Source organism: Roseibium sp. RKSG952, assembly GCF_009711355.1.
Genome location: NZ_SMMF01000929.1, coordinates 51,662 through 73,035 on the forward strand (window position 1 = coordinate 51,662; position 21,374 = coordinate 73,035).

Below are 21,374 nucleotides of genomic sequence, written 5' to 3' on the forward strand. Positions count from 1 at the left end.
TGGCCAGGGTTCCTTCTTTGAGCGATGTACGTTGGTCACAATCAAATGGTGCCGAATTGAACGCTATGACAGTTGCCTGTCTTGGCATCTCGATCCCATCTGGGCGAGCATCAGCGCGCCGTCAAGTGCCGTCCCTCCCGCAGGTACAATACATGAAGAGATGGCCGTTGGAAGATAGGATTGATAGGCCGGACCAAGGCCGCCGATGAAACAAACCCGAGCTCCGGCCGACCATCCAAGAGCCTCAAGGCACCGTACGATATAGTCAGCGCCGCTTTGCAGGAGGGCGCAGGCATTGGCGTCGCCTTGTTCCGCCGCCCCCAGAATATCAGGTGCAAATTGTCCAAACTCGGATGGTTTCGCCGTTTTGGCAAAAGTCAGCAGGCGTGCAAGGTCTTCATCGAAATCCGCCCAGGTTTTCCTGGTCAGATCACTTGGATCCGCAAGACCATCCCGGCAATGAAGAACTTTTGCCAAAAGCATCTTTCCAAGCCAGCAGCCCGATGCCTCGTCTCCAATATCGGCCCCATATCCGCCAATAAGGCGGATAAAGCCATTGGATTGTCGCGCAAGGAACGAACCGGTTCCAAGGCCGGCAACGAAGCCGTCTGCGCTGCCGAGTGCGCCCGCGACCGCGCAGCACCGGTCATCCTCCACATGCAAGTGATCAAGGGGCAAGTGTTTCCCGATCTCCTCTGCCTGTTTGTGATTGAGGATGCCGGCAAGTCCCGCATAGGCCCGGCTGCCGCGAAGGGCATCCGCAGACAGTCCCGACTTTTCAGAAAGGATCTCCAATCCATGCGTGAGCGTGTGCAGCGCACGCTTCTGATCCGTATGCACATTTGCGCCCCCCAGAGTGGTCTCGAACCTGCCGTGGGGGGCCAGCAGCGCAAACCGGCAGCTTGTGCCGCCGCCGTCAATGCCAATTACCAAATCGGAGCGTGCTTGTTCCATACTGGCATTTTTAGAATTCCGCCGTTCATTTGAAAAGACAAAACACTTTCAGTCAGCTTGACCTTTCATCCGGATCCGGCGCCTCAGGTCCGCAAACCTGAAGCGCCAAATTGCCGGGATCGGCGCTATTCGGTCCGGGAAAGTGTGAGGGACGCCAGATCCGAACCGACGACGGTTTCGCCCTCAAATCCGCTAGCTGAAACGGCATCCAGATAATCATTTTCCGAAAGTGCGCCATCCGGCAATTTGTAGGGGCCTTGGCGCGCGGCGCCGACTGGCGGGATCAGATGGGTGAGCATCAATTTTTTGACACCGGCGCGTGTGGCAAGGCTCCCCAGGTCAGAGGCATTGCTTTGCCGGAAATAGATCGGCGGCGGAAAGCCGGTGCCGCCATCGGGGCCCATGACCGGGTGGATGGTTGAATGAACGAGGATATCCGCGCCTTGGGACAGTGTTTCAACCTGATCGGAGGTTGATGTAGCCCGGGGAGGGGTGCGGACATCGTTTCCGGCGTCACCTCCGATCACCACACTCCCTGCGGGCGTGTCCACCCGGTAAGAAGCATGGCCAGGTATGTGGGTGGAGCGGATTGCACTGACGCGGACGTCTCCCTTTGACCAGACTTCGGCGATGTCATCGGAGGGCTTGAAATCCCTGACTTCGATCAGATCGGCGGGGCCGCCGGGGAGACGTTTGTTGTTTTCCGCCAGCCTTTGCGCCATTTCGCCGGACTTGATCAGTGCGTCGCCGATATGGGCGGCAAAACGCTCGCAGCTCAAGGCAAACCCGAGGGGTGATCGGGTTTCCTCGCTGCATACGAGATCGACCTTTGGTCCTCGGGAGTTGAAGTGCCAGCGCAATTGCATCATGTCCCCCAGACCTTCGGTATGGTCGGAATGAAGGTGGGTGATGAAGATTGCGTCCAGTTGTCCGACTGGAACGCCCGCTTGCGACAGACGCTGGGTTGTGCCCCGCCCGGTGTCGAACTGAAGTTGGACATCCTTGCACTGGTTTTCCGCACTGCCGTATTGAACGAGCGTGCCCGCGCCTGCTTGCCCCTGAAACACCGGCGGCCCGCCCTGCGTGCCGGTCAAGGTCACCTTCAAGCATTCTTCCGCACTTGCGCCGGTTATCGCAAACAAGCCCGCGCAAAAGGCCAAAGCGCTCACTGTAAGTCGTGACATTGGATTCCTCCCCTCTCTCTGGTTATTGAGATCACTAGTTGTCCGGTCGCAATGGCTCCTCTGTTCCGTACAAATGCTGCCCGGTTGCGTCAGGTGAGTGCGATTGATTTTTGCGACAATCCGATTGACAGGCTGAAGCTGCCTTCGTTCACGAGCCATCTGCGCAGTGTGAAAGTGCGTGCGCCGGATTGGTGCATCGGATCGGCTTCAGCGAGGGCTTTCGCTTCTTCGAGAGAGGCGGCCCGATAAATAATCAGCCCTTCGCCCTGCATGTCTTCTCCCGTGAGATCAGACAAAGGACCTGCAAAGGCAAGCTTGCCGTCTCTTTCAAGTTTTGCCTGGTAGGCCAGATGCGCCTCCAGATTTCCCTTGATGTCGGCGTCGGGCCCGTTGGGCACCGAGTTCGCGACATAGAGTTCAAGGGCCAACGCGCCACGTGCTCTGGCGACCTGTTTGTATTCCGTCCATTTGGGCATTGTTTCCTCCCCGATTTTGCGAGTTTAAAAATATCGATATTATTTGACAAGATGAATCATAGTCGTCAAACTCGATAAAAATGACGAAACGCCGAGGTAAGCATGCGATTCATTGTGGGAACGGGGCCGGCCGGATTGGGTGTCCATCTGATCGAGGGAGACAAGGCCTGGAACCTGACAGCTCTCGACCCGGCGGTTGGGACTGATTTGATGGGCTTGATAGATGGCAAGGCCGATGCGGCCGCGCTTGAAACCCGCAAGGATGAGGTGGCCGCCGCCGGTGTCGGCGCTATTGTTCCGGAACTGCCGGTGGCCGCGCCTGGCAAGATCATCTGTCTCGGCTTGAACTATGTCGATCACATCAAGGAAGGCGGGTATGATGTGCCCTCCTATCCGGCCCTGTTCATGCGCTCACTCACCAGCATGATCCCGGCCGGTGCACCGATGGTGCGTCCGTCCTGCTCCGAGCAGCTTGACTACGAAGCCGAGCTGATGGTGATCATCGGCAAGGGCGGCAAGCATATTACCGAAGCCGATGCCCTCTCGCACATTTTCGGCTACACCATCTTCAATGACGGATCCGTGCGCGAATACCAGCGCAAGACCCACCAATGGACACCGGGCAAGAACTTCGATGCAACCGGTCCGCTTGGGCCGGTCGTCGTCACCCCGGACGAGCTGCCGGAGGGGGCGGAAGGCCTTAAGATCGAAAGCCGGGTGGGGCAAGAGATCCTGCAAAGTGCAACAACCTCCGACATGCTGTGGAGTGTCGCCCGCACGATTGCGACTGTTTCCGAATTCACGACGCTGGAGCCCGGTGATCTGATCGCCATGGGCACGCCTCCGGGCGTCGGTCATGCGAAAAAACCGCAGCGCTGGTTGCGTCCCGGCGAAACGGTCGAGGTCGAAATCGAAGGCATCGGGATCTGCGCAAGTCCGGTCATTGCCGAAGAAGAGATGCTCACAAGGGAAGCCGCTCAATGACCGGTCTGGCCTCAAAGGCTCCGGCAGGAGCCGAGTTGGCGGCGCTGAAACAACAGGCGCAACAAGCTGTCCGCGATCTCAGGGGCCGGATATCCCGGCTTGATGACAATGGGATCGATCTGATCCTCAGGGATGCGCGGTCACATTATGCGTGGCAGGACCGGCCGGTGCCGAAGGAGCTTCTGGAAGCGCTTTACGAGATAACGGCGGCCGGACCGACCAGCATGAACACCTGCCCTGCGCGGTTTTTTTTCATCGAAACAGCCGAGGCCAAACAGCGTCTTGCCAAGGCGTTGAAGGAAAAGAACGTCGACAAGATGATGTCGGCGCCGTCGACCGTCATCATCGCGCATGATCTCGAGTTCTGGAAAGAACTTCCATATCTGTTCCCGCATGAGGACCGGCGGCCGCATTTCGAAGGCAAGCCCGAACACTGCGGGACAACGGCCTTTCGCAACGGGACGCTGCAGGGGGCCTATTTCATGATTGCCGCCCGGGCGCTGGGTCTTGATGTCGGTGCGATGTCCGGGTTCTCCAATCAGATCGTCGACGAAGAGTTCTTTGCGGGCACGACGCTGAAGTCGAACTTCCTGTGTAATTTCGGCTATGCTGACGAAACGGCATTGTTCCAGAAACTTCCGCGCTTGCCTTTTGACAAGGCCTGCAAGTTCCTGTGAGGCAGAATGACAGGCTTGAAAGAGAAAAAAATCGTCAAGCTTCGGGCCAGAGGGCGTGGGGCCAGCCATTCCCGTGCCGACAGTTCAATTCCGGACTTGGGGTTTGCAATTGACGCGCCGTTGTTGCGGGGCGCGGCCAAACCGGGTCAGGTGATGACGCAAACCTCATTGGCAGCGCTTGCCGGATGCACAAATGTCATCGGTCATAAATGCGCCACCAAGCTGGGTGCCGATATCGGCGAACTGACCATTGAAATAACCTGCGAGCTTGATCGCCGGAGCGTCACTCTTGAGGAGAAGACCGACGTTCGATTTGCCGTCCTGCAGCAGGTCGTAAACAGCAGCGGTGCGGTCAGCGGGGAGGAGCTGCAAAAAGTTGCAGCCGAGACGGCGAAATGCTGCCCCTTGTCGAAACTGTTTCAGCAAGCGGGCATGGAATTGGAGACGGTCTGGCAAAAAGCCTGAACAGATCCGCATTCTTTGGGAGGAGAATACAATGATTGGAAAAATGACTAAACGCAGCGCCTTGGCGCTGGCGATGTTGAGTGCAACGGCGCTTCCTGCGTTTGCGACTGAAACCATCAGGGCCGTGGTGATCGACGGCTATCCCGCCCGCGCCCTCTGGGTGCAGGAGTTTACCAACTTCTTCATTCCGGAAGTTGACAAGCGGCTGGCCGAGACCGGCAACTACAAGATGGACTGGCAGGAAAGCTATGGCGGGTCGATCGTCAAGCCCAAAGGCGTTCTCGAAGGCGTCAAGCTCGGGCTTGGCGACATCGGGATTGTCACCACAATCTTTCATTCTTCCAAGCTTCCCAGCCAGGCAATAGCTGCGGTAACCCCTTTCATTGCACCGGATTCACGCACAGTCGCCAAGGCAGTCGACGAGATTGCCAAGGAATATCCGACCATGCAGAAGGAGTTTGAAAAGCAGAACCAGGTCTATCTAGCAACCGGTGTGGTGCTCGACACCTATCAGGTGTTTTCCAAGGATCCGATCAGCTCCGCTGCCGACCTTGAAGGCAGCAAGGTTGCCGGTGCGGGCATGAACCTTCGCTATATCGAAGGCATTGAGGGCGCGGCCGGGGTGCGCGGCGGCCTGACCGACTTTTACAACATGCTCCAGACCGGGCTCGTCGATAATGCCCTGTTGTGGCCGGAGGCGGCAAAGACCTTCAAGATCGCCGAAGTCGCCCCATACATGCTGAAGGCCGACCTGGGCGCCGTGAATTCCAAAACGATCACGGTCAACAAGGATTATTGGGACAGCCTGCCGGACGAAGTGAAAACTGCCTTGCAAGAGGTTGCCGTTGCCTACCGCGACCATGTGGCCGGAATTGCCATGGATCGCGCGGCGGAAAGCCTCGCAGTCTATGAGGAAGCCGGCGGCACCATTGTCGAGATGGACCCGCAGCAGCGCGCCGAGTGGGCGGCCAATATGCCGAATATCGCTGCCGAATGGGCCGCCGGTCTGGATGCCAAGGGCGAGCCGGGCAGCGAAATGCTCAAGGCCTATACCGCCAAGCTTCAGGACGGGGGGCATGAACCGGTTCGCGACTGGTCGGCGGAACTGACGCAGTAATCGCGGCGCATAAAACAAGCGGGAGCGCCGGAATGCTGCGTCCAATCATCTCTGGCGTTCGCGCCATATCGACTATGGCCAATTGGGTTGCGATTGCCGCCAACGCAATTGGCACCCTCATCGTTCTCGGACTGGTTCTGGTCGTGAATTACGACGTGGTGGCGCGCGGTCTTTTCAACGCACCGTTCCGCGGAGCCTACGAGGTTGTCCAGTTCTCCATGGTGCTGATTGTCTTCCTGCAGTTGCCCGATGTGGTGCGGATGAACAGGTTGACCCGGTCGGACGGGTTTCTCACGATCCTGGGAAGCTCGCGCCCGCACGCTGCTCAAGGCCTGAACCGGACAATCAATTTCGTCTCAGCCGTGTTTATGGCCCTCGTCGCATACGCGATCTGGCCCGAGTTTGTCGAAATGTATGAAACCAAGGACTTCTTCGGCGTTCCAGGTGTCTTCACTGCCCCTTGGTGGCCGATCAAACTTGCCATCTTTGCAGGCTCCAGCCTGTGCAGCCTCCTGTTCCTCCTGAAGGTCTTCATGCCCGAACAGAAAGTGGAACCCGTGCGGCTTGATGAAGAGACAGGGGATACCGCGTGACTCCGATTGAAATTGGTATCCTGTCTGTCGTTGCGATTGTCGTCCTTGTCTATCTCGGTGTTTACATTCCGATCGCACTCGGACTTGTGTCGTTTGTCTCGATCATCCTGATGCGCGACAACTTCGACCTGGCGATCAATCTCCTTAAGATTGCGATCGGCGACAGTGTGATGGAATACACCTTCGCCACCGTGCCACTGTTCACCTTCATGGGGTTGGTCGTCTCAAAGGCCGGTCTCGGGGCGGATATCTACACGGTCATGAATTCCGGCTTCCGGAAAGTGAAGGGCGGCATCGGCATGGCGACGGTCGGTGCGAATGCGGTCTTTGCCGCGGTCACCGGCTCGTCGATCGCATCGGCTTCCGTCTTCTCGAAAGTCTCCGTGCCGCAGATGCTGGCCTTCAACTACAATCCGCGCTTTGCCGTCGGGGTTGTGGCCGGGTCTTCCGTTCTGGGGATGATCATTCCGCCTTCGGCCATGCTGATCATCTATTCCTTTGTGGCGGAACAGAGCGTTGGCGACATGTTTCTGGCCGGTGTCGTGCCGGGCATCATGCTTGCCATCGCCTATGTGGCAGCCATCTTCCTGATGGGGCGGTTGACCCCCGGCTTTGTCGGAGGGCGAAAAGCCGAAGAGACGGAATGGATGTCCTTGCGCGAAATCGCCGACAAGACACTGCCCACCCTGCTTCTGATTGTGGCAGTTCTGGGCGGAATCTATACCGGGTGGCTGACACCGGTCGAGGCTGGGGCCGCCGGATCTCTGCTGGCGTTGCTGATTGCGGGCTATCGGGGCAAGCTGAACTGGCAGTCGCTCTGGCAGGCCCTGCTCGAAACCGGGCATATCACCGCCTCGATCCTGTTCCTGATCACGGCAGCCTCGATCTACAGCCGCATGCTGGGCCTTGCTGGTCTGCCGAACGAATTGGGTGATCTGCTCACCGAAACCCAGATGACCTTCTTCTGGATCATGGTGATTTATGTGCTGATGATGATCTTTCTGGGCACGATCCTCGATACCGCTTCGATCATCCTGATCGTCGTGCCGCTGTTTCTGCCCCTGGTCGAGCCGATGGGCCTGTCTCTGGTCTGGTTCGGCATCATCACTGTCGTTGGCGCCGAAATCGGCCTGTTGACGCCACCACTCGGGATCTCGTGTTTTGTCATCAAGGCAACGCTGAACGACCCGCGGATTTCGCTGAAGGATGTGTTTGTTGGCGCGTTCCCCTTCGCGCTGGTGATGCTCATCGTCCTGATCGCGCTGATCCGGTGGCCGTCCCTTAGCCTCGCCATTCTGAATTAAGAGAGTTTCCATGCGTAACGTCACCAAAGACAATATCACGGACGTGTTCATGAACTATTTCGGCACGGATACCGACCCGCGTCTTAAGGAGCTTCTGAAGAGCCTTGTCACCCACCTTCATGCCTTTGCACGCGAAACCAACCTGACCCATGCAGAGTGGCGCAAGGGGATCGAGTTTCTGGAGGCCGCCGGTGACATTTCCGACAAGGAGCGGCACGAGTTTGTGCTTTTGTCCGACGTGCTCGGATTGTCGTCGCTGGTCGACATGCTGCACTCGAAACCACAAGGGACTTCGTCAAGCGTGCTTGGTCCGTTCCATATCACCGGCGCGCCCCCCTTGGCCGTTGGCGGGGATCTCAAGAAGAGCTTTGGCGACCAGGTGCTTCTGGCCTGCGGCACAATCCGCGATCAGGAGGGCAATCCAATCGAGGGCGCGGAACTGGATATCTGGCAGACCGCGCCGAACGGGCTCTACTCCAGTCAGGATCCAGAGCAGGAGACCTATTCGTTTCACGGTATCCAGACGACCGGCAAGGACGGGCGCTACGCCTTCACCACAGTCAAGCCGGTCAGCTATACGGTGCCGAGTGACGGCCCCGTCGGTGATATCCTGCGGGCGAGCGGGCGGCACCCCTGGCGTCCGTCGCACTTGCACTACATCGTCACGGCGCCGGGTTACCGGACGTTGGTGACCGAGATCTTTCCCGATGATGATCCCTATCTGGATCAGGATACCGTCTTCGGTGTCCGGGAAGACCTGGTGATGACCTATGTCGAACAACCTGCCGGGTCTTTTCCGCCAGATGGCTTCGAGCTTTCCGGCAAGGTCGATGGTCCCTATCTTCTGGCAGACTTTGATCTGGTTCTTGTGCGCGAAGACACTTGAACCTCAAAAGATCAAGGCGGGGCCAGCCCCGCCTTCAATGTCATCGCAATCGGACAGTTTACATTTCTTCTTCGAAAAACTTTTGCAAGAAAGCCCCGGTGTTCCGGTAATGAGCGAGAAGCAGCTTGCAGGCTGTATCCGTATCCCGGTCGACCGCCGCATTCAGGATGTCGGTATGCTCCTTGCCGATATCCCGCGAGGAGTAATTCAGGGCCTTGTCCGCCAGATACCGGTACCGGATATTCAGGTCATAGAGCTGATTGCAGAACTTCAAAAGAACAGGCGATTGGCAAGCAGCCAAAAGGTTCATGTGAAAGGCCTTGTGCAGCTCTTCAAAACGTTGGGTGTTTGAGCGGGGTTCCCGCATAAGCCGGTGATGGCTGATGACAAGTTGATCTTCCCAGTCAGCATCCGCGTTCTGGATGCTTTCGCGAAGTGCCATTTCTTCCAAGGTACATCTGAGCTTCAGAATTTCGGCGAAATTTTCCGGGCTGGTCCCGGCTGCACGGAAGCCGCGCTGGTCAAACCGCTCGACCAGATAGTCGGAGACCAGCAGTGTCAAGGCTTCCCTGATCGGGGAGCTTCCAACGTCGAGAAGCTGCCGGAGCTTTTCAATTTTGAGTTTTTCCCCGGGCGCGAGTTTTCCCGTGACGATCATCCGCCGGATGTCGAAATAAGCCCGTTGGGTCGCGGAGGACTCCGGGGACGGATCGATTTGCGTCAGAATGTTCATGGCTTATAATATCGATTTTCGCGGTTCATTTCCAGATATAACTATGGCTGTGTCAGATAAATTCAAACCCTATTTGGTCACAATGCAAGCCCGGGGGCGCTGTATCTGTGTTCATTCTTAGCTCTGGGGCAATCTGACAAAAAGTTCATAAGGGTCCGGCGATATGCGTCACAAGCCTTTCTTGTCTGTATTACCCAGAGTTAAATGCGTTATAAATTAACATGATACATAAAAATCATGTAACGGCGCCCGCTTTTTAGAATCTTGATAATTCGCTTCATTTTATGAGTTTATGAAACTCATGCCGCCTTGAAATAATTTTCGCGGTTTTTTTGAAGTCGACCACTCATCGGTAATATCTACAATAGTCATTCCGGTTTTCCAGTTGCTATTGGTTTTACCTGAGGGAGGCGCGACCATGGCTATACAGTATGACGTGGCTGTCATTGGTGGGGGCAATGCAGCGCTATGCGCTGCCATGACTGCCGCGGAGCAGGGAGCGCGGGTCGTTATTCTGGAATCCGCGCCGAAGGTCTATCGCGGTGGAAACTCCCGCCACACAAGAGATGTCCGGATCATGCATCTGGGTTCTCTTGGGCCGCTGATCGGCGATTATTCAGAAGATGAGTATTTTGCGGATCTCATGAAAGTGACCGCAGGAAAGACCGATGAAACCCTAGCGCGATTACTCATCCGTTCGTCAGAGGATTGTGTTCCCTGGATGGAACAGCATGGCGTTCATTTTCAGCCACCCCTGTCCGGGACCCTGTCCCTGACCCGCACCAATGCGTTTTATCTCGGAGGGGGCAAGGCGCTGGTCAACGCCTACTACCGTACTGCGGAAAAGCTCGGTGTCGATGTCAAATACGAGGCGCAGGTTGTTCATCTGGAAGTAACGGGCAGCAAGGTCGCGCATATCGATTACAAATATGAGGGCGCGGATCATCGGATTGAGCCCAAGTCGGTCATTGTTGCATCCGGCGGATTTCAGGCAGACACCGATTGGCTTACCCGGGCGTGGGGTCCGGCTGCCCAGAACTTTCTGATCCGCGGGACACCTTTCAATCGTGGCGTGGTTCTGGCTGATCTACTGGATCAGGGCGTGGAGACGGTGGGTGACCCGACGCAGTGTCACGCGGTCGCAATCGACGGACGGGCGCCGAAATTCGATGGCGGGATAGTAACCAGACTGGACTGTGTTCCGTTTTCGATCGTCGTCAACAAGAATGCGGAACGTTTCTACGATGAGGGTGAGGACGTCTGGCCGAAGCGATACGCTATCTGGGGGCGCTTGGTGGCAAACCAGCCGGATCAGGTCGCCTATGTCATTATCGATGCCAAGTCCCTCAAATTGTTCATGCCTTCGGTTTTTCCGCCAACACAGGCGGACACGCTGGAAGACCTCGCAACCCGAATGGGATTGCCGCCGGACAAGCTGCGCGCGACGGTCGAAGCCTTCAATTCCGCGTGCGGCGACACGTCCGGATTTCATCCGACCGAGCTGGACCATGTTGCAACATCCGGATTGACACCGCCCAAGACCAATTGGGCCCGCCCGATCACCGACCCGCCGTATTACTGCTACAGCCTGCGCACCGGCGTCACCTTTACGTATCTGGGCCTCAAGGTCGACGAAAACGCCCAATGCAGCACGGCAGAGGGCAAGATCCAGAACCTGTGGGCTGCGGGCGAGACCATGGCCGGATCAATTCTCGGTCAGGGTTATCTCGCCGGTATCGGCATGGTGATTGGTATGGTTTTCGGACGCATCGCGGGAAGGGAAGCAGCGAAACATGCAAACTGATCTCTTGGAGGAAGCGCGCCGCCAGGCCCAGATTTGCAATGCCTGCCGGTATTGCGAAGGCTACTGCGCGGTGTTCCCCGCCCTGCAGCAGGAGCGCGCCTTTTCCGACGGCACGCTGACACAGCTCGCCAACCTCTGCCACAATTGCCGCGGTTGCTACTATGCCTGCCAGTATACGGCGCCGCACGAATTCGACGTCAATATTCCAAAGGCGCTTGCGGAGGTGCGGCAGGACAGCTGGGAGGCGTTTGCCTGGCCTGGAAACATTGCGTCGCTGTTCCAGAAAAGCGGTGTGCTCATCGCCTTGGCCACCATTGCCGGGTTTGCAATCCTGTTCCTTGTGATCTCAACATTCCGCCCGTCTGGCGGGCAAGGATTTTATGCGGTCCTGTCCCATTCGGCCATGGTCACGATTTTCCTGCCGGCGTTTCTCTATCCGATCGTCAGCCTGTGGATCAGCCTGAGGCGGTACTGGCACGAAACCGGCGGCAGCCGTGTGACGCTATCGAACCTCGCCGATGCGTTCGGGTCGGCGGCCAGGCTTAAAAACCTGTCCGGCGGACATGGCGACGGCTGCAATTTCGAGGATGAAGACCGGTACAGTAACGCCCGGCGCTTTGCGCACCAGGCCGTCATGTACGGGTTTTTGCTCTGCTTTGCCTCAACCTGCTCGGGAACAATCCTGTATTATTTTCTCGACAGCCCGGGGCCATATCCGTTTTGGTCCGTGCCGAAGCTTTTGGGCGTGCCCGGCGGATTGCTCATCCTCGCGGGTGGGGCTGAGCTGATCCGCTTGAAATTGAAGGCGGACAAGGGATTGGGCGCTGCTGAAGTCTGGGGCGGGGAAATGGGATTTGTGCTGCTGTTGCTGTTTGTTGCCCTGACCGGCTTGGCTCTCTATCTTCTGGGAGGAACCGTGGCGTTGCCCTTGTTGTTGGCCGTGCATCTGGGGTCGGTTCTGGCGTTCTTCCTGCTCACGCCCTACACGAAGATGGCCCATGGTTTCTACCGGCTCGCGGCCCTTGTTCGGGACGCCCAGAGGAAGGGCGCCAGTTGAGTTCTGACTGAGGCGCCTGGCATCAAAGATGTTTGAGAACCGATGCGCGGGTCTCGCCAAGAAGGTCCGGCAGGTCGTTCTTTAACTGGCCGAAGCGGAAAGACGGGACGGGAACGGAAATGGCGTAGATCGGACCGGGCGTGCTTTGGAACGCAAATCCGGCTGCACAAATGCCATCCGTGTGTTCGTCGAGATCCCAGGCGATGCCGGTGCTTCGGATTTCCTCGATCTCCTTCATTACCGCGGAAAAGGGCCGTGTATGGGGGCCTGACGATTTCAGTTCCTCGGTGGCGATCGCGGCCACTTCCGCATCGTCCATGAGTGCCAGCGCGGCCTTTCCATTGGCGGTACTTGTCACGGGAAAGGTTTCGCCCACGGCAGACACTGCCCTGAGGCGTTGTGTGCCGACAACCTGATCGACGAACACCATGCGTCCACCCCTGAAAACGGAGAGATCAACGGTCTCGCTTGTTCTGGCGCTTAAGGATATCAGGGCCGGGCGGACCAGCTCGGACATCTCGACCCGTCCGGCTGCTGCGAGCGACTGGATCTCGGGTCCGAGGCGCAGTCCGCCTTCGGCAGATGTTGTCATGACCATCCGCTCCGCGAGCAGTGCGTTGACAATCCGCTGTACCGTAGAGCGGGGCAAATGCACCTTTTCAGCGATTTGCCCGAGGCTCAAACCGGACGTGTCCTGTTTCAGGGCCCGTAAAATGTCCATGGCCCGCGTAATCACCTGAATGCCTGAGGTGGACCGGTCTAACTGCTTATGATCCATAATCTTTCCGCCGATTGCTGCGCCAGAATTTTTGCCGACCTTGCCACAAGGCGCAAGCCGCCGAGTGTGTCAGGGCTAAAAAGTCCTTGCATTCTTCTTGGGGTCAACCACATTATGATACAGTCGCACCATAATGCAGTGCAATATAGTTTCTCTCAAGGAGGATCTCAATATGTCGGTCTTGGTCCGGGGAATCGAGTTTCAGGACAATCGAAACAATGACATGGGAGTGGAGTTCTACAGTCTCTCTCACCGCTACGGGTTTCAGTGCCCGAATTGGCCCTATTTTCGCGATGTTCAGATTGAACGGATGCACTACATGGCGAAGTCCGGTGTGTTGTCGCAAACCATCACGACCACCATGCATGTGACCACTCATATCGACGCGCCCGCGCACGTCGTTCAGGGCACTCCCTTCATCAATGAGGTGCCTCTGCCGCATTTCTTCGGGTCCGGTCTCGTGGTGTCCATTCCGAAGAAAAAGTGGGAGCCGATTACCGGTGAGGACTTGGAAAAGGCCTGCGGTCACGCAATCCGCAAGAACGACGTACTTATCATCAACACCGGTTGGCACAAGCAATACGAGGACGGTGACTATTTCGCCTATTGTCCGGGTCTTGTGTCCTCTGCGGCCGACTGGATGATCGAAAAGGGCATCAAGGTTGTCGGCCACGATACCCAGGCCAATGATCACCCTCTGGCGACGGCGATCGGACCACAGCGCAACGGTCCGCTGTTGCCGCATCTGGAGGCCGAATACAGGGAGTGGTCAGGGGGACGGGACTGGAAAGACGATTTCCCGGAATGGGAGCCCGTCCACAACAAGCTGTTCCGGAAAGGCATTCTCGGCATTGAAAATGTCGGGGGCGATATCGATGCGGTGACCGGCAAGCGTTGCACGTTTGCGTTCTTCCCCTGGAACTGGGATCGCGGAGACGGCTGCATCATCCGCCTTGTGGCCATGATCGACCGGTCTCAACAGTACCGCATTGAAGCCGGTGAAACCTTCTAACAACCATGCGCAAAGGCCTCGCCGGAAGGCGGTGTCTTTGGGTCTTGGAGACGATACCAATGCTTGTAAAACGGTTTGAAGAGGCAACGCCCTATGAGGTTCCGAACCATTGGGGCGTGGCAAGCTTGCGCTTGCAGGGCTTTGAAGAGGGGGGACCTGCAAACCAGTGGGTCGGGATGAGCCAGTTTCTGCCCGGAGGCGGCGCCGGTCCCGACGCAACCCCGTTTGAAAAGGTCTATGTCATTCTGGAGGGCGAGATGACCCTGACCTGTGCTGGTGAGGAAACGGTTCTTCGGAAATACGACAGTTGCACCATCGCACCGGATGAGGAGCGGGTGATTGAAAACCGGTCCAACCATGTCTGCACGATGCTGGTTGTTATTCCCTATCCGCCGGAGGCACTGTCATGAACACGGCCTTTCAAAATCCCTCAAGCCTGTTTGACGTGTCCGGCAAGACAGCCTTGATCACCGGAGCATCGGGCGCTTTTGGAACGGTTGCTGCACGCGTACTGGCTGCTGCTGGCTGCAATCTGGTTCTGTCAGCCGGAAACGAAGCTGCCCTGCGGATCATTTCTTCGGAGTGTGAAGCAGTGGGCGCACAGGTGGCATCATTGAATGTCCGGCCTGCCGACGAGGAGACTTGTTCCCGGTTGGGCAACCTTGCGGTTGAACGCTTCGGGAGCCTCGACATTCTTGTCGCCGCGTCCGGGATGAACAAGGTCGCCAAGATCGATGCCATGGCACCGGCCGACTTCGAGAACATCATGGATGCAAATGTGACCCACTCCTGGCTTCTCGCCCGGGCCGCAGCCCGCCACATGAAGGAGCAGGAGCAGGGTGGCAAGATCGTGCTCATGTCTTCAGCGAGAGGTCTGCTCGGCCATCCGGCAGGGTACACGGCTTACTGCGCGTCCAAGGCCGCCATTGACGGCATTACCAAGGCGCTTGGTTGCGAACTCGGCAAAAACAATATCACTGTCAACGCCATCGCTCCGACCGTGTTCCGCTCGCCCTTGACCGCGTGGATGTTCGAGGACGACGATAAGGCACGCGGTTTCCGGGACGGGTTTTTGTCCCGGGTGCCGAAGGGCCGCCTTGGTGAACCGGAAGACCTGATCGGGCCGCTCCTGTTCCTCGTGTCCAAAGCGTCAGATTTTTATACGGGCCATGTGCTTTATGCAGATGGCGGGTACACAGCGGGGTAAGACAATGCCGGGGCAGATGAAAGTCTCCGTTTTGGGAGCCGGTTTGATGGGGCATGGCATTGCCCTGACCTTTGCGAAGGCGGGCCATGACGTTCAGGTCTATGATGCCTATCCGGCCGGTCTCGACACCTTGCATGAGCGGATCCGGGCAAGCATGGAGGCCATGGGAGCGGACCCCGGGGAGATCGGCACGGCCATTGGCCATGTCACATCTCAGCCTGATCTGAAGACGTGCGTCAAAGAGGCAGACATTGTGTTCGAGGCGGCCCCGGAAAAGCCGGAGCTCAAGCGCGCACTGTTCAGGGACGTGGAGCAATTTGCCCCTAAAACCGCGATTTTTGCGTCCAACACGTCCGTCATTCCGATCACGACGATCATGACCGGCGTTTCAGACAGGAAGCGCGGTATCGGTACCCATTGGTGGAACCCGCCACACATGATTCCGCTCGTCGAGGTGATCCGGACCGAATGGACCGGAGACGATGTCATGGAAACCGTGGCCGGGTTGCTATCATCTGTCGGCAAGACACCGGTCCGGGTGGAAAAGGACGTGACCGGGTTTATCGGCAACCGTCTGCAACACGCCATGTGGCGGGAGGCGATTTCGTTGGTTGAAAGCGGTGTTTGCACCGCGGAGGACGTGGACAGGGTGGTCAATGCCAGTTTCGGACGTCGGCTGTCAGTGCTTGGACCGTTGACAAATGCCGATCTCGTCGGCACCGACCTGACGCTTGCGATCCACGAGATCGTCCTGCCCGATCTGGACAACCGGCCGGAACCGTCCCCCTATCTTCGCAAGCTTGTCGAAGACGGCAAGCTCGGTATGAAGAGCGGCGAGGGTTTCATGAGTTGGACCGCTGAAGAAGCGGACGAAACCAGACGGCGGGTCTCCGGACATCTGCGGGATCTGGAACGCATTCTGGATTAAGCCGTTACTGCCGGGACTTGGGCAGGCCTGACCCCACTTTCCTGCATTTCTTGCAGGTGTTCCCGTCCGATCAATTGCAATCATAAATTTGGAGGCTGTCATGGGCCGCAAGCAAAAGAAGACGATCATTACCTGCGCAATTACCGGCGCAATTCATACCCCGAGCATGTCTGAGGCGCTGCCGTTTACGGCGGAGGACATCGCGGATCAGGCGATAGAGGCTTCCAAGGCCGGGGCCGCCATCCTGCACCTTCATGCAAGAAACCCGCAAAACGGGGCAGTCTCCATATCTCCCGACCATTTCAAGGCGTTCCTGCCGGTTGTCAAACAGGCAACGGATGCAGTCGTCAACATCTCCACCGGCGGCAGCCTGACCAACACCATGGAAGAGCGGCTTGCACCGGCGAAATGGGCCTCTCCGGAAATGTGTTCCTTGAACATGGGGTCGATGAACTTTTCGTTTCATCCGATAGCGGACAAGATCAAGGAGTTCCAATACGACTGGGAAGAGGACTACATCCGGAATTCCGAAGGTTACATCTTCAGGAACACATTTGCCGATATCCGTTTTGTGGCGAAGGAGCTCGGCACCGGTCACAACGTCAAGTTCGAGCATGAGTGTTATGACGTCGGCCATCTCTACAATCTGAAATTCTGCATGGACGCGGGTCTGTTCAAGGCACCGGTCTTCATCCAGTTCATTTTCGGTATTCTTGGAGGCATCGGGCCGGACATCGACAATCTGATCTTCATGAAGCGCACGGCGGACCGTTTGTTCGGTGACGACTACCGTTGGTCGGTTCTGGGCGCGGGAGCTGCGCAAATGCCATTTGCCACAACCGCCAGCCAAATGGGGGGCAATGTCCGCGTCGGGCTGGAAGACAGCCTCATGATCGCACGGGGCCAATTGGCAAAGTCCAATGCCGAACAGGTGACCAAGATCCGCAGGATTGTAGAGGATCTGGGCTGCGAGATCGCATCGGCTGATGAAGCGCGGGAGATTCTGGATCTGAAGGGCGGGGACAGAACGGCCTTTTGACTTTAGGGGCTGCGGGCAGCTTGTTCTGCGCTCGGATTTGGGAGGGCTTGCAGTCTGAAGACAGATCTGGACGCCGGGGCTTGCTTCGGCCACCATGCAAGGCATGCATTGCGCAAGTGCGCATGTGGTGATCGGATTGCCCTGCTTGGGGTACTACTGTCCCGAGGGCTACCCGGACATGGGTTGGGGGGACCGGAATGTTGCAGACGTCTGTGCCTTTTGTCTTCATGCGGGGGGGATCATCACGCGGGCCGTATTTCAAGCGAAGCGACCTGCCGGAAGACCTTGATGAATTGTCGAAGGTCCTTGTTGCGGTGGTTGGATCCGGGCATCCCTTCAATATCGACGGGATAGGCGGTGGCACAGCGGTCACGACCAAGGTTGCAATGCTGTCCCGGTCAAACGACCCTTGGGCCGATATCGACTATTTTTTCGCGCAGGTTGGCGTCGAGGACAGGCATGTCGATTACAGGCCGTCATGCGGGAATATCCTTGTAGGCGTCGGACCGGCTGCGCTGGAGATGGGGCTGATGGAGCCCGCCGGTGATATCACTGAAGTGAAAATCCGGGCAGTCAACAACGGAATGCTTGTGTCCGGGCATGTAAAAACGCCGGGTGGAACGGTACAATATGACGGTCGCTCGTCCATTGACGGGGTTCCAGGGACTGCAGCGCCAATCCGTTTGCAATTCATGCGTGTCGCCGGAAGCATGACCGGAGCTTTGCTGCCGACCGGAAAGCCGCAGGAAACGATTGAAGGCGTCTCGGTCACATGCATGGATGTCGCGATGCCGATGGTGATTGCCCGGGCCGGGGATCTGGGCGTCACTGGCTATGAGACGGCATCCGAACTGGATGCGAACCGTGCGCTCCTGCGGAAAATGGAAGCCATCAGGGTTGTCGCCGGTGAGCGGATGGGGCTCGGCGATGTTCATACCTCCGTTGCTCCGAAATTCGGTTTGCTGGCGCCGTCGCATGAAGGGGGAACCGCATGCGTGCGCTACTTCATGCCATGGAACTGCCATCCAACACTTGCCGTGACCGGCTCACAGTGTCTGGCTTCCTGCCTTCTCGCACCCGATACGGTGGGGGAGGGGCTTATCGAGGGACCGCATGATACGCCTGCGGCAATCAGCCTGGAACATCCGATGGGAAAGATGGATGTGCTTGTCGATTATGAAGAGACAAGTGCAGGTTTTCAGATCAAATCTGCAGGTCTTTTGAGGACGGCCCGAAAACTGGCAGCCGGAGAGGTCTATGTGCCGGGGACCGTTTGGTCCGGAGCGCATTCGAAGGTGATGCCCGCAGAAATGTAGTGGCCAAGCCGCCCACGGCCGGCAGGATCAGCATGATCAACAATGTGCCGACCCGTTTTACCCGGGTGCAAAGTGGGCCTCCGTATTCCTTGACTCTCGACGAGCTCTCAACCGGAGGACGAAACGGCGTAGTCCGCTTTTGGTGACGCAGGTGTCGTCAGGCCCCTGTTATCAAGTGGTCTGAAAATGCTTACCAATCAACTTTGTGGCGAAATGTTGCGCTTGGCGCTGTCATGGGGTGAGTGGTAAAATGGCATACACAAGTTATGATGACTATTGGGCAGATCTGACATTTGACACGAAATGGAAGAAGTCGAGAGACGATAACTTTACCTATACGGGTGACGGTGGAAACGACTATGTCGATGTGACATTGCAAGGAGATGATGTCAGATCATCGGCAGGCCACAGCGCCACGATTTCCACCTCTGGTGGAGATGATGTCATTATAGTCGATATCGACAGCACCTCGGCACAAGGTAGCCGGTTCAGCGACTATTGGTATGTCACGATTAACGGAAATGATGGCAACGACTATATCCGCATCAAGGAAGCGGCTGGCGGTACCGGGGATGCCCGCTACGGCAGGGTTACAGTCAATGGCGGAAGCGGGGATGATTACGTCAAGCTGGAGGATGATGCCGTCAAGCTGACAGCCAATGGCGGGTCGGGTGACGACTATCTTGAAGGCAATGACAAGAATGATTCCCTGAGTGGCGGGAATGACAATGACCTGCTTTACGGTAAGAAGGGATCCGACACTCTGAATGGCGGGTCAGGCAATGACAAGCTCTACGGGGGCGACGGCTCCGATACGTTGAATGGCGGCTCCGGTGATGATTTCCTCCATGGCGGTGATGGGGGCGATGATCTGAATGGCGGTGAGGGCAATGACCAGCTCTATTCCTATTACGGAGACGGATCTGAGTCCCTGAACGGCGGCGAGGGCTATGACACTTTTGTCTTGAGTGCGAGCCCCAATGTCGATCCGAACGATACCGACTCCACTTGGGGCAGCTATGCCGAAGCCGCAGCCTACACGTCAATGAAAACCGCGGAAGGGTTTTTGCTGGACAAGGCCTGGACTGCGTTTTCGCTGGCTTACCCAACGACAAGTGCTTTCGGGGGGATCTTCTGGTCCGTTGCGACCCAGGTTGGCTCTCAGGCACTGACCAATGCCATCCTTGGAACCTACACTTCATCGGCGGAAAACGTCACCTATGACGGGGTGCTGATTGAGGATTTTGATCCGCGTGAAGACACACTGATCCTGAATTTCGAGAACGATCTCCTGATCCAGGATGCCTACAGCGTTACACAGGGAACGACGTTTCAGCTGGTTGATACCGGGTCGGATGGGAACTCTGCTGCTGACGATACGGTCATCGCCCAGATCCAGCTTTCCGACGATTATGTGAGCTGGCTGGCCGAGTACAATCTCGACGGCTACACCTCCATGCAGTCGATCATGCAGAGCTATATCAACTCTTCTTTTGTCGTTTCGACAAGCGATCAGGGCGAAACAGAAATGTATTTCGCCGGAAACAATACCAAGGATGAAACCGAGCTGTTTGAGTCGCTCGGCATCACGGCCGATGACTTTGATATTGAAGACGGCGCAACGGCGTGGATGTTCGGGAACGGCGTTGGTGGCCAGTTCCTGGGAACCACACTGACGGTTGGGACGAATTCGGCCGACTTTTTTGCCGCGCGTGATTTTGACCTCGTGGGATCCGGAGCCGTTGCGCAATACTGGGAGTTCGAGAGCCTCATCGACTTTGCCGAATACTATGATGCCACCTCTTCGGTCGAGTTTCACGGTGCCGGTGGTTCGGATGTGATGATGGGAACGAGCGGTAACGACTTTCTCTATGGCGGGGATGGGGACGACTTCTTCTATCTGCTTGGCTCGACCGCAGACGGGGATGATACGGTCTATGGCGGTGATGGTGAGGATGCGATTGTTTTTGCATCAAAGGACTACACCAGCGGCGCAGGTATCGATTTCACCCTTGCCAGCGGTGGAGCGGGAACTTGGGAAGATGGCAAGTCGAATGTGGAATATGAATCGATCGAGGACGTGGCTGGCACGAGCTATGCCGATACAATCACCGGTAATTCCGACGCCAACACCCTCTATGGCCTTGACGCGAACGACACCTTGTATGGTGGTGGCGGAAACGATGTCCTGAGCGGAGATGGCGGAAGCAACACTCTTTATGGTGGATCAGGGACCGATGTTGCCGATTTCTCTTCGTCTTCAATCGCCATCTCCACTTCGCTTGGCGATGGAACACAGATTGCTCATTCCGAAGGAACGGATACCCTTTATGGGATCGAAGGGATCATGGGGTCCCTGGCCGATGACACTTTGATCGGCAGCTCGTCAGACAACATTTTCGCTGGCGGAGGTGGCGATGACACGATCATTGCCGGTTCCGGAAACAATACCCTGACCGGAGGTGAGGGTGCAGATCGTTTTGAATTGGAGACTTCTGGCGGCACCAACATCATCACCGACTTTGGGACCGGTTACAGCTCGGTCAATGTCCTTGGAGATTCCATCGCTTTTGAGGGTGATGTGGACGTCACATCCTCCTTCAATGGATCCGATACCTACATCTATGCCGGGGATACAACGCTCATTCTGGAGGACTATGAGTTCTCGAGCGGAGACATGTCATCCTTCTTCTATTATCGCAGCGGATCCGGCATGACGGAGTATGATGGCACCACGGTGATCTGTACCTATCTGCACGAGATCGGTGAAATCCCAAGTGATGTGTATCAATGGGATGCCCATTATGGCCGGGCGGTTCTCGGTGCTACAGTTCAGCGCGGTTACCACGCGTGGGCGATC

General features: G+C 57.0%; 21 protein-coding genes. 16 read left to right on the forward strand and 5 right to left on the reverse strand.

What is annotated here, in order from left to right; all coding sequences use genetic code 11:
- Positions 1-63 precede the first annotated feature (63 nt).
- The 3 genes from E1297_RS24085 to E1297_RS24095 form a co-directional block, all read right to left on the reverse strand.
- Positions 64-954, reverse strand: coding sequence for a BadF/BadG/BcrA/BcrD ATPase family protein (locus E1297_RS24085; RefSeq protein WP_155143046.1), 891 nt, complete (start codon positions 952-954; stop codon positions 64-66).
- Between the two features lie 125 nt (positions 955-1,079).
- On the reverse strand, positions 1,080-2,138 hold the full coding sequence (locus E1297_RS24090) for an MBL fold metallo-hydrolase (RefSeq protein WP_196223398.1): 1,059 nt from the start codon (positions 2,136-2,138) through the stop codon (positions 1,080-1,082).
- Between the two features lie 89 nt (positions 2,139-2,227).
- Entirely contained in the window at positions 2,228-2,614 is a 387-nt protein-coding gene (locus E1297_RS24095) for a YciI family protein (protein ID WP_155143048.1), read from the reverse strand.
- A 102-nt stretch (positions 2,615-2,716) separates the two neighbouring features.
- Here E1297_RS24095 and E1297_RS24100 point away from each other — a divergent pair, with 102 nt between their 5' ends.
- Genes E1297_RS24100 through E1297_RS24130 form a run of 7 tightly spaced genes read left to right on the forward strand, consistent with a single transcriptional unit; the run spans position 2,717 to position 8,640 of the window.
- Positions 2,717-3,598, forward strand: a complete 882-nt coding sequence (locus E1297_RS24100; protein ID WP_155143049.1) for a fumarylacetoacetate hydrolase family protein — start codon at positions 2,717-2,719, stop codon at positions 3,596-3,598.
- A complete protein-coding gene (locus E1297_RS24105) occupies positions 3,595-4,275 on the forward strand; it encodes a malonic semialdehyde reductase (protein ID WP_155143050.1) in 681 nt (226 codons plus the stop codon). Before E1297_RS24100 ends, E1297_RS24105 begins: the two co-directional genes overlap by 4 nt.
- Positions 4,276-4,281: 6 nt before the next feature.
- The gene (locus E1297_RS24110; RefSeq protein ID WP_155143051.1) at positions 4,282-4,740 is read left to right on the forward strand and encodes an OsmC family protein; all 459 of its coding nucleotides are present in this window, start codon (positions 4,282-4,284) and stop codon (positions 4,738-4,740) included.
- 31 nt (positions 4,741-4,771) lie between these two features.
- Positions 4,772-5,857, forward strand: a complete 1,086-nt coding sequence (locus E1297_RS24115) for a C4-dicarboxylate TRAP transporter substrate-binding protein (RefSeq protein WP_155143052.1) — start codon at positions 4,772-4,774, stop codon at positions 5,855-5,857.
- A 32-nt stretch (positions 5,858-5,889) separates the two neighbouring features.
- Complete coding sequence (locus E1297_RS24120) at positions 5,890-6,450, forward strand: TRAP transporter small permease subunit (RefSeq protein ID WP_155143053.1); 561 nt, start codon at positions 5,890-5,892, stop codon at positions 6,448-6,450.
- The gene (locus tag E1297_RS24125; RefSeq protein WP_368669663.1) at positions 6,447-7,754 is read left to right on the forward strand and encodes a TRAP transporter large permease; all 1,308 of its coding nucleotides are present in this window, start codon (positions 6,447-6,449) and stop codon (positions 7,752-7,754) included. Before E1297_RS24120 ends, E1297_RS24125 begins: the two co-directional genes overlap by 4 nt.
- Before the next feature lie 10 nt (positions 7,755-7,764).
- Positions 7,765-8,640, forward strand: coding sequence for a dioxygenase (locus E1297_RS24130; RefSeq protein WP_155143054.1), 876 nt, complete (start codon positions 7,765-7,767; stop codon positions 8,638-8,640).
- A gap of 58 nt (positions 8,641-8,698) precedes the next feature.
- Here E1297_RS24130 and E1297_RS24135 read toward each other — a convergent pair whose 3' ends face one another.
- Positions 8,699-9,373: a GntR family transcriptional regulator gene (locus E1297_RS24135; protein ID WP_155143055.1), complete on the reverse strand. Its 675-nt coding sequence runs from the start codon at positions 9,371-9,373 to the stop codon at positions 8,699-8,701.
- Positions 9,374-9,791: 418 nt separating this feature from the next.
- Between E1297_RS24135 and tcuA the strand changes: the two genes are divergently transcribed.
- Positions 9,792-11,177, forward strand: coding sequence for an FAD-dependent tricarballylate dehydrogenase TcuA (gene tcuA, locus E1297_RS24140; protein ID WP_155143056.1), 1,386 nt, complete (start codon positions 9,792-9,794; stop codon positions 11,175-11,177).
- Positions 11,167-12,234, forward strand: a complete 1,068-nt coding sequence (gene tcuB / locus E1297_RS24145) for a tricarballylate utilization 4Fe-4S protein TcuB (protein ID WP_155143057.1) — start codon at positions 11,167-11,169, stop codon at positions 12,232-12,234. Before tcuA ends, tcuB begins: the two co-directional genes overlap by 11 nt.
- 22 nt (positions 12,235-12,256) lie before the next feature.
- On the opposite strand, the gene E1297_RS24150 is transcribed toward tcuB, so the two are convergent.
- Positions 12,257-13,012, reverse strand: a complete 756-nt coding sequence (locus E1297_RS24150) for an IclR family transcriptional regulator (RefSeq protein ID WP_155143058.1) — start codon at positions 13,010-13,012, stop codon at positions 12,257-12,259.
- A gap of 172 nt (positions 13,013-13,184) precedes the next feature.
- On the opposite strand from E1297_RS24150, the gene E1297_RS24155 reads away from it, so the two are divergent.
- The 7 genes from E1297_RS24155 to E1297_RS24185 form a co-directional block, all read left to right on the forward strand.
- Complete coding sequence (locus E1297_RS24155) at positions 13,185-14,024, forward strand: cyclase family protein (protein ID WP_155143059.1); 840 nt, start codon at positions 13,185-13,187, stop codon at positions 14,022-14,024.
- Between the two features lie 59 nt (positions 14,025-14,083).
- A complete protein-coding gene (locus E1297_RS24160) occupies positions 14,084-14,434 on the forward strand; it encodes a cupin domain-containing protein (protein WP_155143060.1) in 351 nt (116 codons plus the stop codon).
- Entirely contained in the window at positions 14,431-15,231 is an 801-nt protein-coding gene (locus tag E1297_RS24165) for an SDR family NAD(P)-dependent oxidoreductase (RefSeq protein WP_155143061.1), read from the forward strand. Before E1297_RS24160 ends, E1297_RS24165 begins: the two co-directional genes overlap by 4 nt.
- Before the next feature lie 4 nt (positions 15,232-15,235).
- Complete coding sequence (locus E1297_RS24170) at positions 15,236-16,159, forward strand: 3-hydroxyacyl-CoA dehydrogenase family protein (RefSeq protein WP_155143062.1); 924 nt, start codon at positions 15,236-15,238, stop codon at positions 16,157-16,159.
- 100 nt (positions 16,160-16,259) lie between these two features.
- Positions 16,260-17,198 carry a 3-keto-5-aminohexanoate cleavage protein gene (locus tag E1297_RS24175; protein WP_155143063.1) on the forward strand — a complete coding sequence of 313 codons (939 nt, stop codon included), beginning with the start codon at positions 16,260-16,262 and terminating at the stop codon, positions 17,196-17,198.
- 197 nt (positions 17,199-17,395) lie between these two features.
- Positions 17,396-18,514 carry a 4-oxalomesaconate tautomerase gene (locus E1297_RS24180; RefSeq protein ID WP_155143064.1) on the forward strand — a complete coding sequence of 373 codons (1,119 nt, stop codon included), beginning with the start codon at positions 17,396-17,398 and terminating at the stop codon, positions 18,512-18,514.
- Between the two features lie 250 nt (positions 18,515-18,764).
- Positions 18,765-21,374: calcium-binding protein (locus tag E1297_RS24185; protein ID WP_368669664.1), on the forward strand; the 2,610-nt coding region annotated here is incomplete at its 3' end.

What these genes read in the sequence shown, in the direction of transcription:
- E1297_RS24085 (WP_155143046.1), bottom strand. Translation starts at nt 954, where the DNA reads ATGGAACAAGCACGCTCCGATTTGGTAATTGGCATTGACGGCGGCGGC.
- tcuA (WP_155143056.1), top strand. Translation starts at nt 9,792, where the DNA reads ATGGCTATACAGTATGACGTGGCTGTCATTGGTGGGGGCAATGCAGCG.
- E1297_RS24160 (WP_155143060.1), top strand. Translation starts at nt 14,084, where the DNA reads ATGCTTGTAAAACGGTTTGAAGAGGCAACGCCCTATGAGGTTCCGAAC.
- E1297_RS24170 (WP_155143062.1), top strand. Translation starts at nt 15,236, where the DNA reads ATGCCGGGGCAGATGAAAGTCTCCGTTTTGGGAGCCGGTTTGATGGGG.
- E1297_RS24100 (WP_155143049.1), top strand. Translation starts at nt 2,717, where the DNA reads ATGCGATTCATTGTGGGAACGGGGCCGGCCGGATTGGGTGTCCATCTG.
- E1297_RS24180 (WP_155143064.1), top strand. Translation starts at nt 17,396, where the DNA reads ATGTTGCAGACGTCTGTGCCTTTTGTCTTCATGCGGGGGGGATCATCA.
- E1297_RS24110 (WP_155143051.1), top strand. Translation starts at nt 4,282, where the DNA reads ATGACAGGCTTGAAAGAGAAAAAAATCGTCAAGCTTCGGGCCAGAGGG.
- E1297_RS24155 (WP_155143059.1), top strand. Translation starts at nt 13,185, where the DNA reads ATGTCGGTCTTGGTCCGGGGAATCGAGTTTCAGGACAATCGAAACAAT.
- E1297_RS24105 (WP_155143050.1), top strand. Translation starts at nt 3,595, where the DNA reads ATGACCGGTCTGGCCTCAAAGGCTCCGGCAGGAGCCGAGTTGGCGGCG.
- E1297_RS24150 (WP_155143058.1), bottom strand. Translation starts at nt 13,012, where the DNA reads ATGGATCATAAGCAGTTAGACCGGTCCACCTCAGGCATTCAGGTGATT.
- E1297_RS24090 (WP_196223398.1), bottom strand. Translation starts at nt 2,138, where the DNA reads ATGTCACGACTTACAGTGAGCGCTTTGGCCTTTTGCGCGGGCTTGTTT.
- tcuB (WP_155143057.1), top strand. Translation starts at nt 11,167, where the DNA reads ATGCAAACTGATCTCTTGGAGGAAGCGCGCCGCCAGGCCCAGATTTGC.
- E1297_RS24175 (WP_155143063.1), top strand. Translation starts at nt 16,260, where the DNA reads ATGGGCCGCAAGCAAAAGAAGACGATCATTACCTGCGCAATTACCGGC.
- E1297_RS24165 (WP_155143061.1), top strand. Translation starts at nt 14,431, where the DNA reads ATGAACACGGCCTTTCAAAATCCCTCAAGCCTGTTTGACGTGTCCGGC.
- E1297_RS24095 (WP_155143048.1), bottom strand. Translation starts at nt 2,614, where the DNA reads ATGCCCAAATGGACGGAATACAAACAGGTCGCCAGAGCACGTGGCGCG.
- E1297_RS24135 (WP_155143055.1), bottom strand. Translation starts at nt 9,373, where the DNA reads ATGAACATTCTGACGCAAATCGATCCGTCCCCGGAGTCCTCCGCGACC.
- E1297_RS24115 (WP_155143052.1), top strand. Translation starts at nt 4,772, where the DNA reads ATGATTGGAAAAATGACTAAACGCAGCGCCTTGGCGCTGGCGATGTTG.
- E1297_RS24130 (WP_155143054.1), top strand. Translation starts at nt 7,765, where the DNA reads ATGCGTAACGTCACCAAAGACAATATCACGGACGTGTTCATGAACTAT.
- E1297_RS24120 (WP_155143053.1), top strand. Translation starts at nt 5,890, where the DNA reads ATGCTGCGTCCAATCATCTCTGGCGTTCGCGCCATATCGACTATGGCC.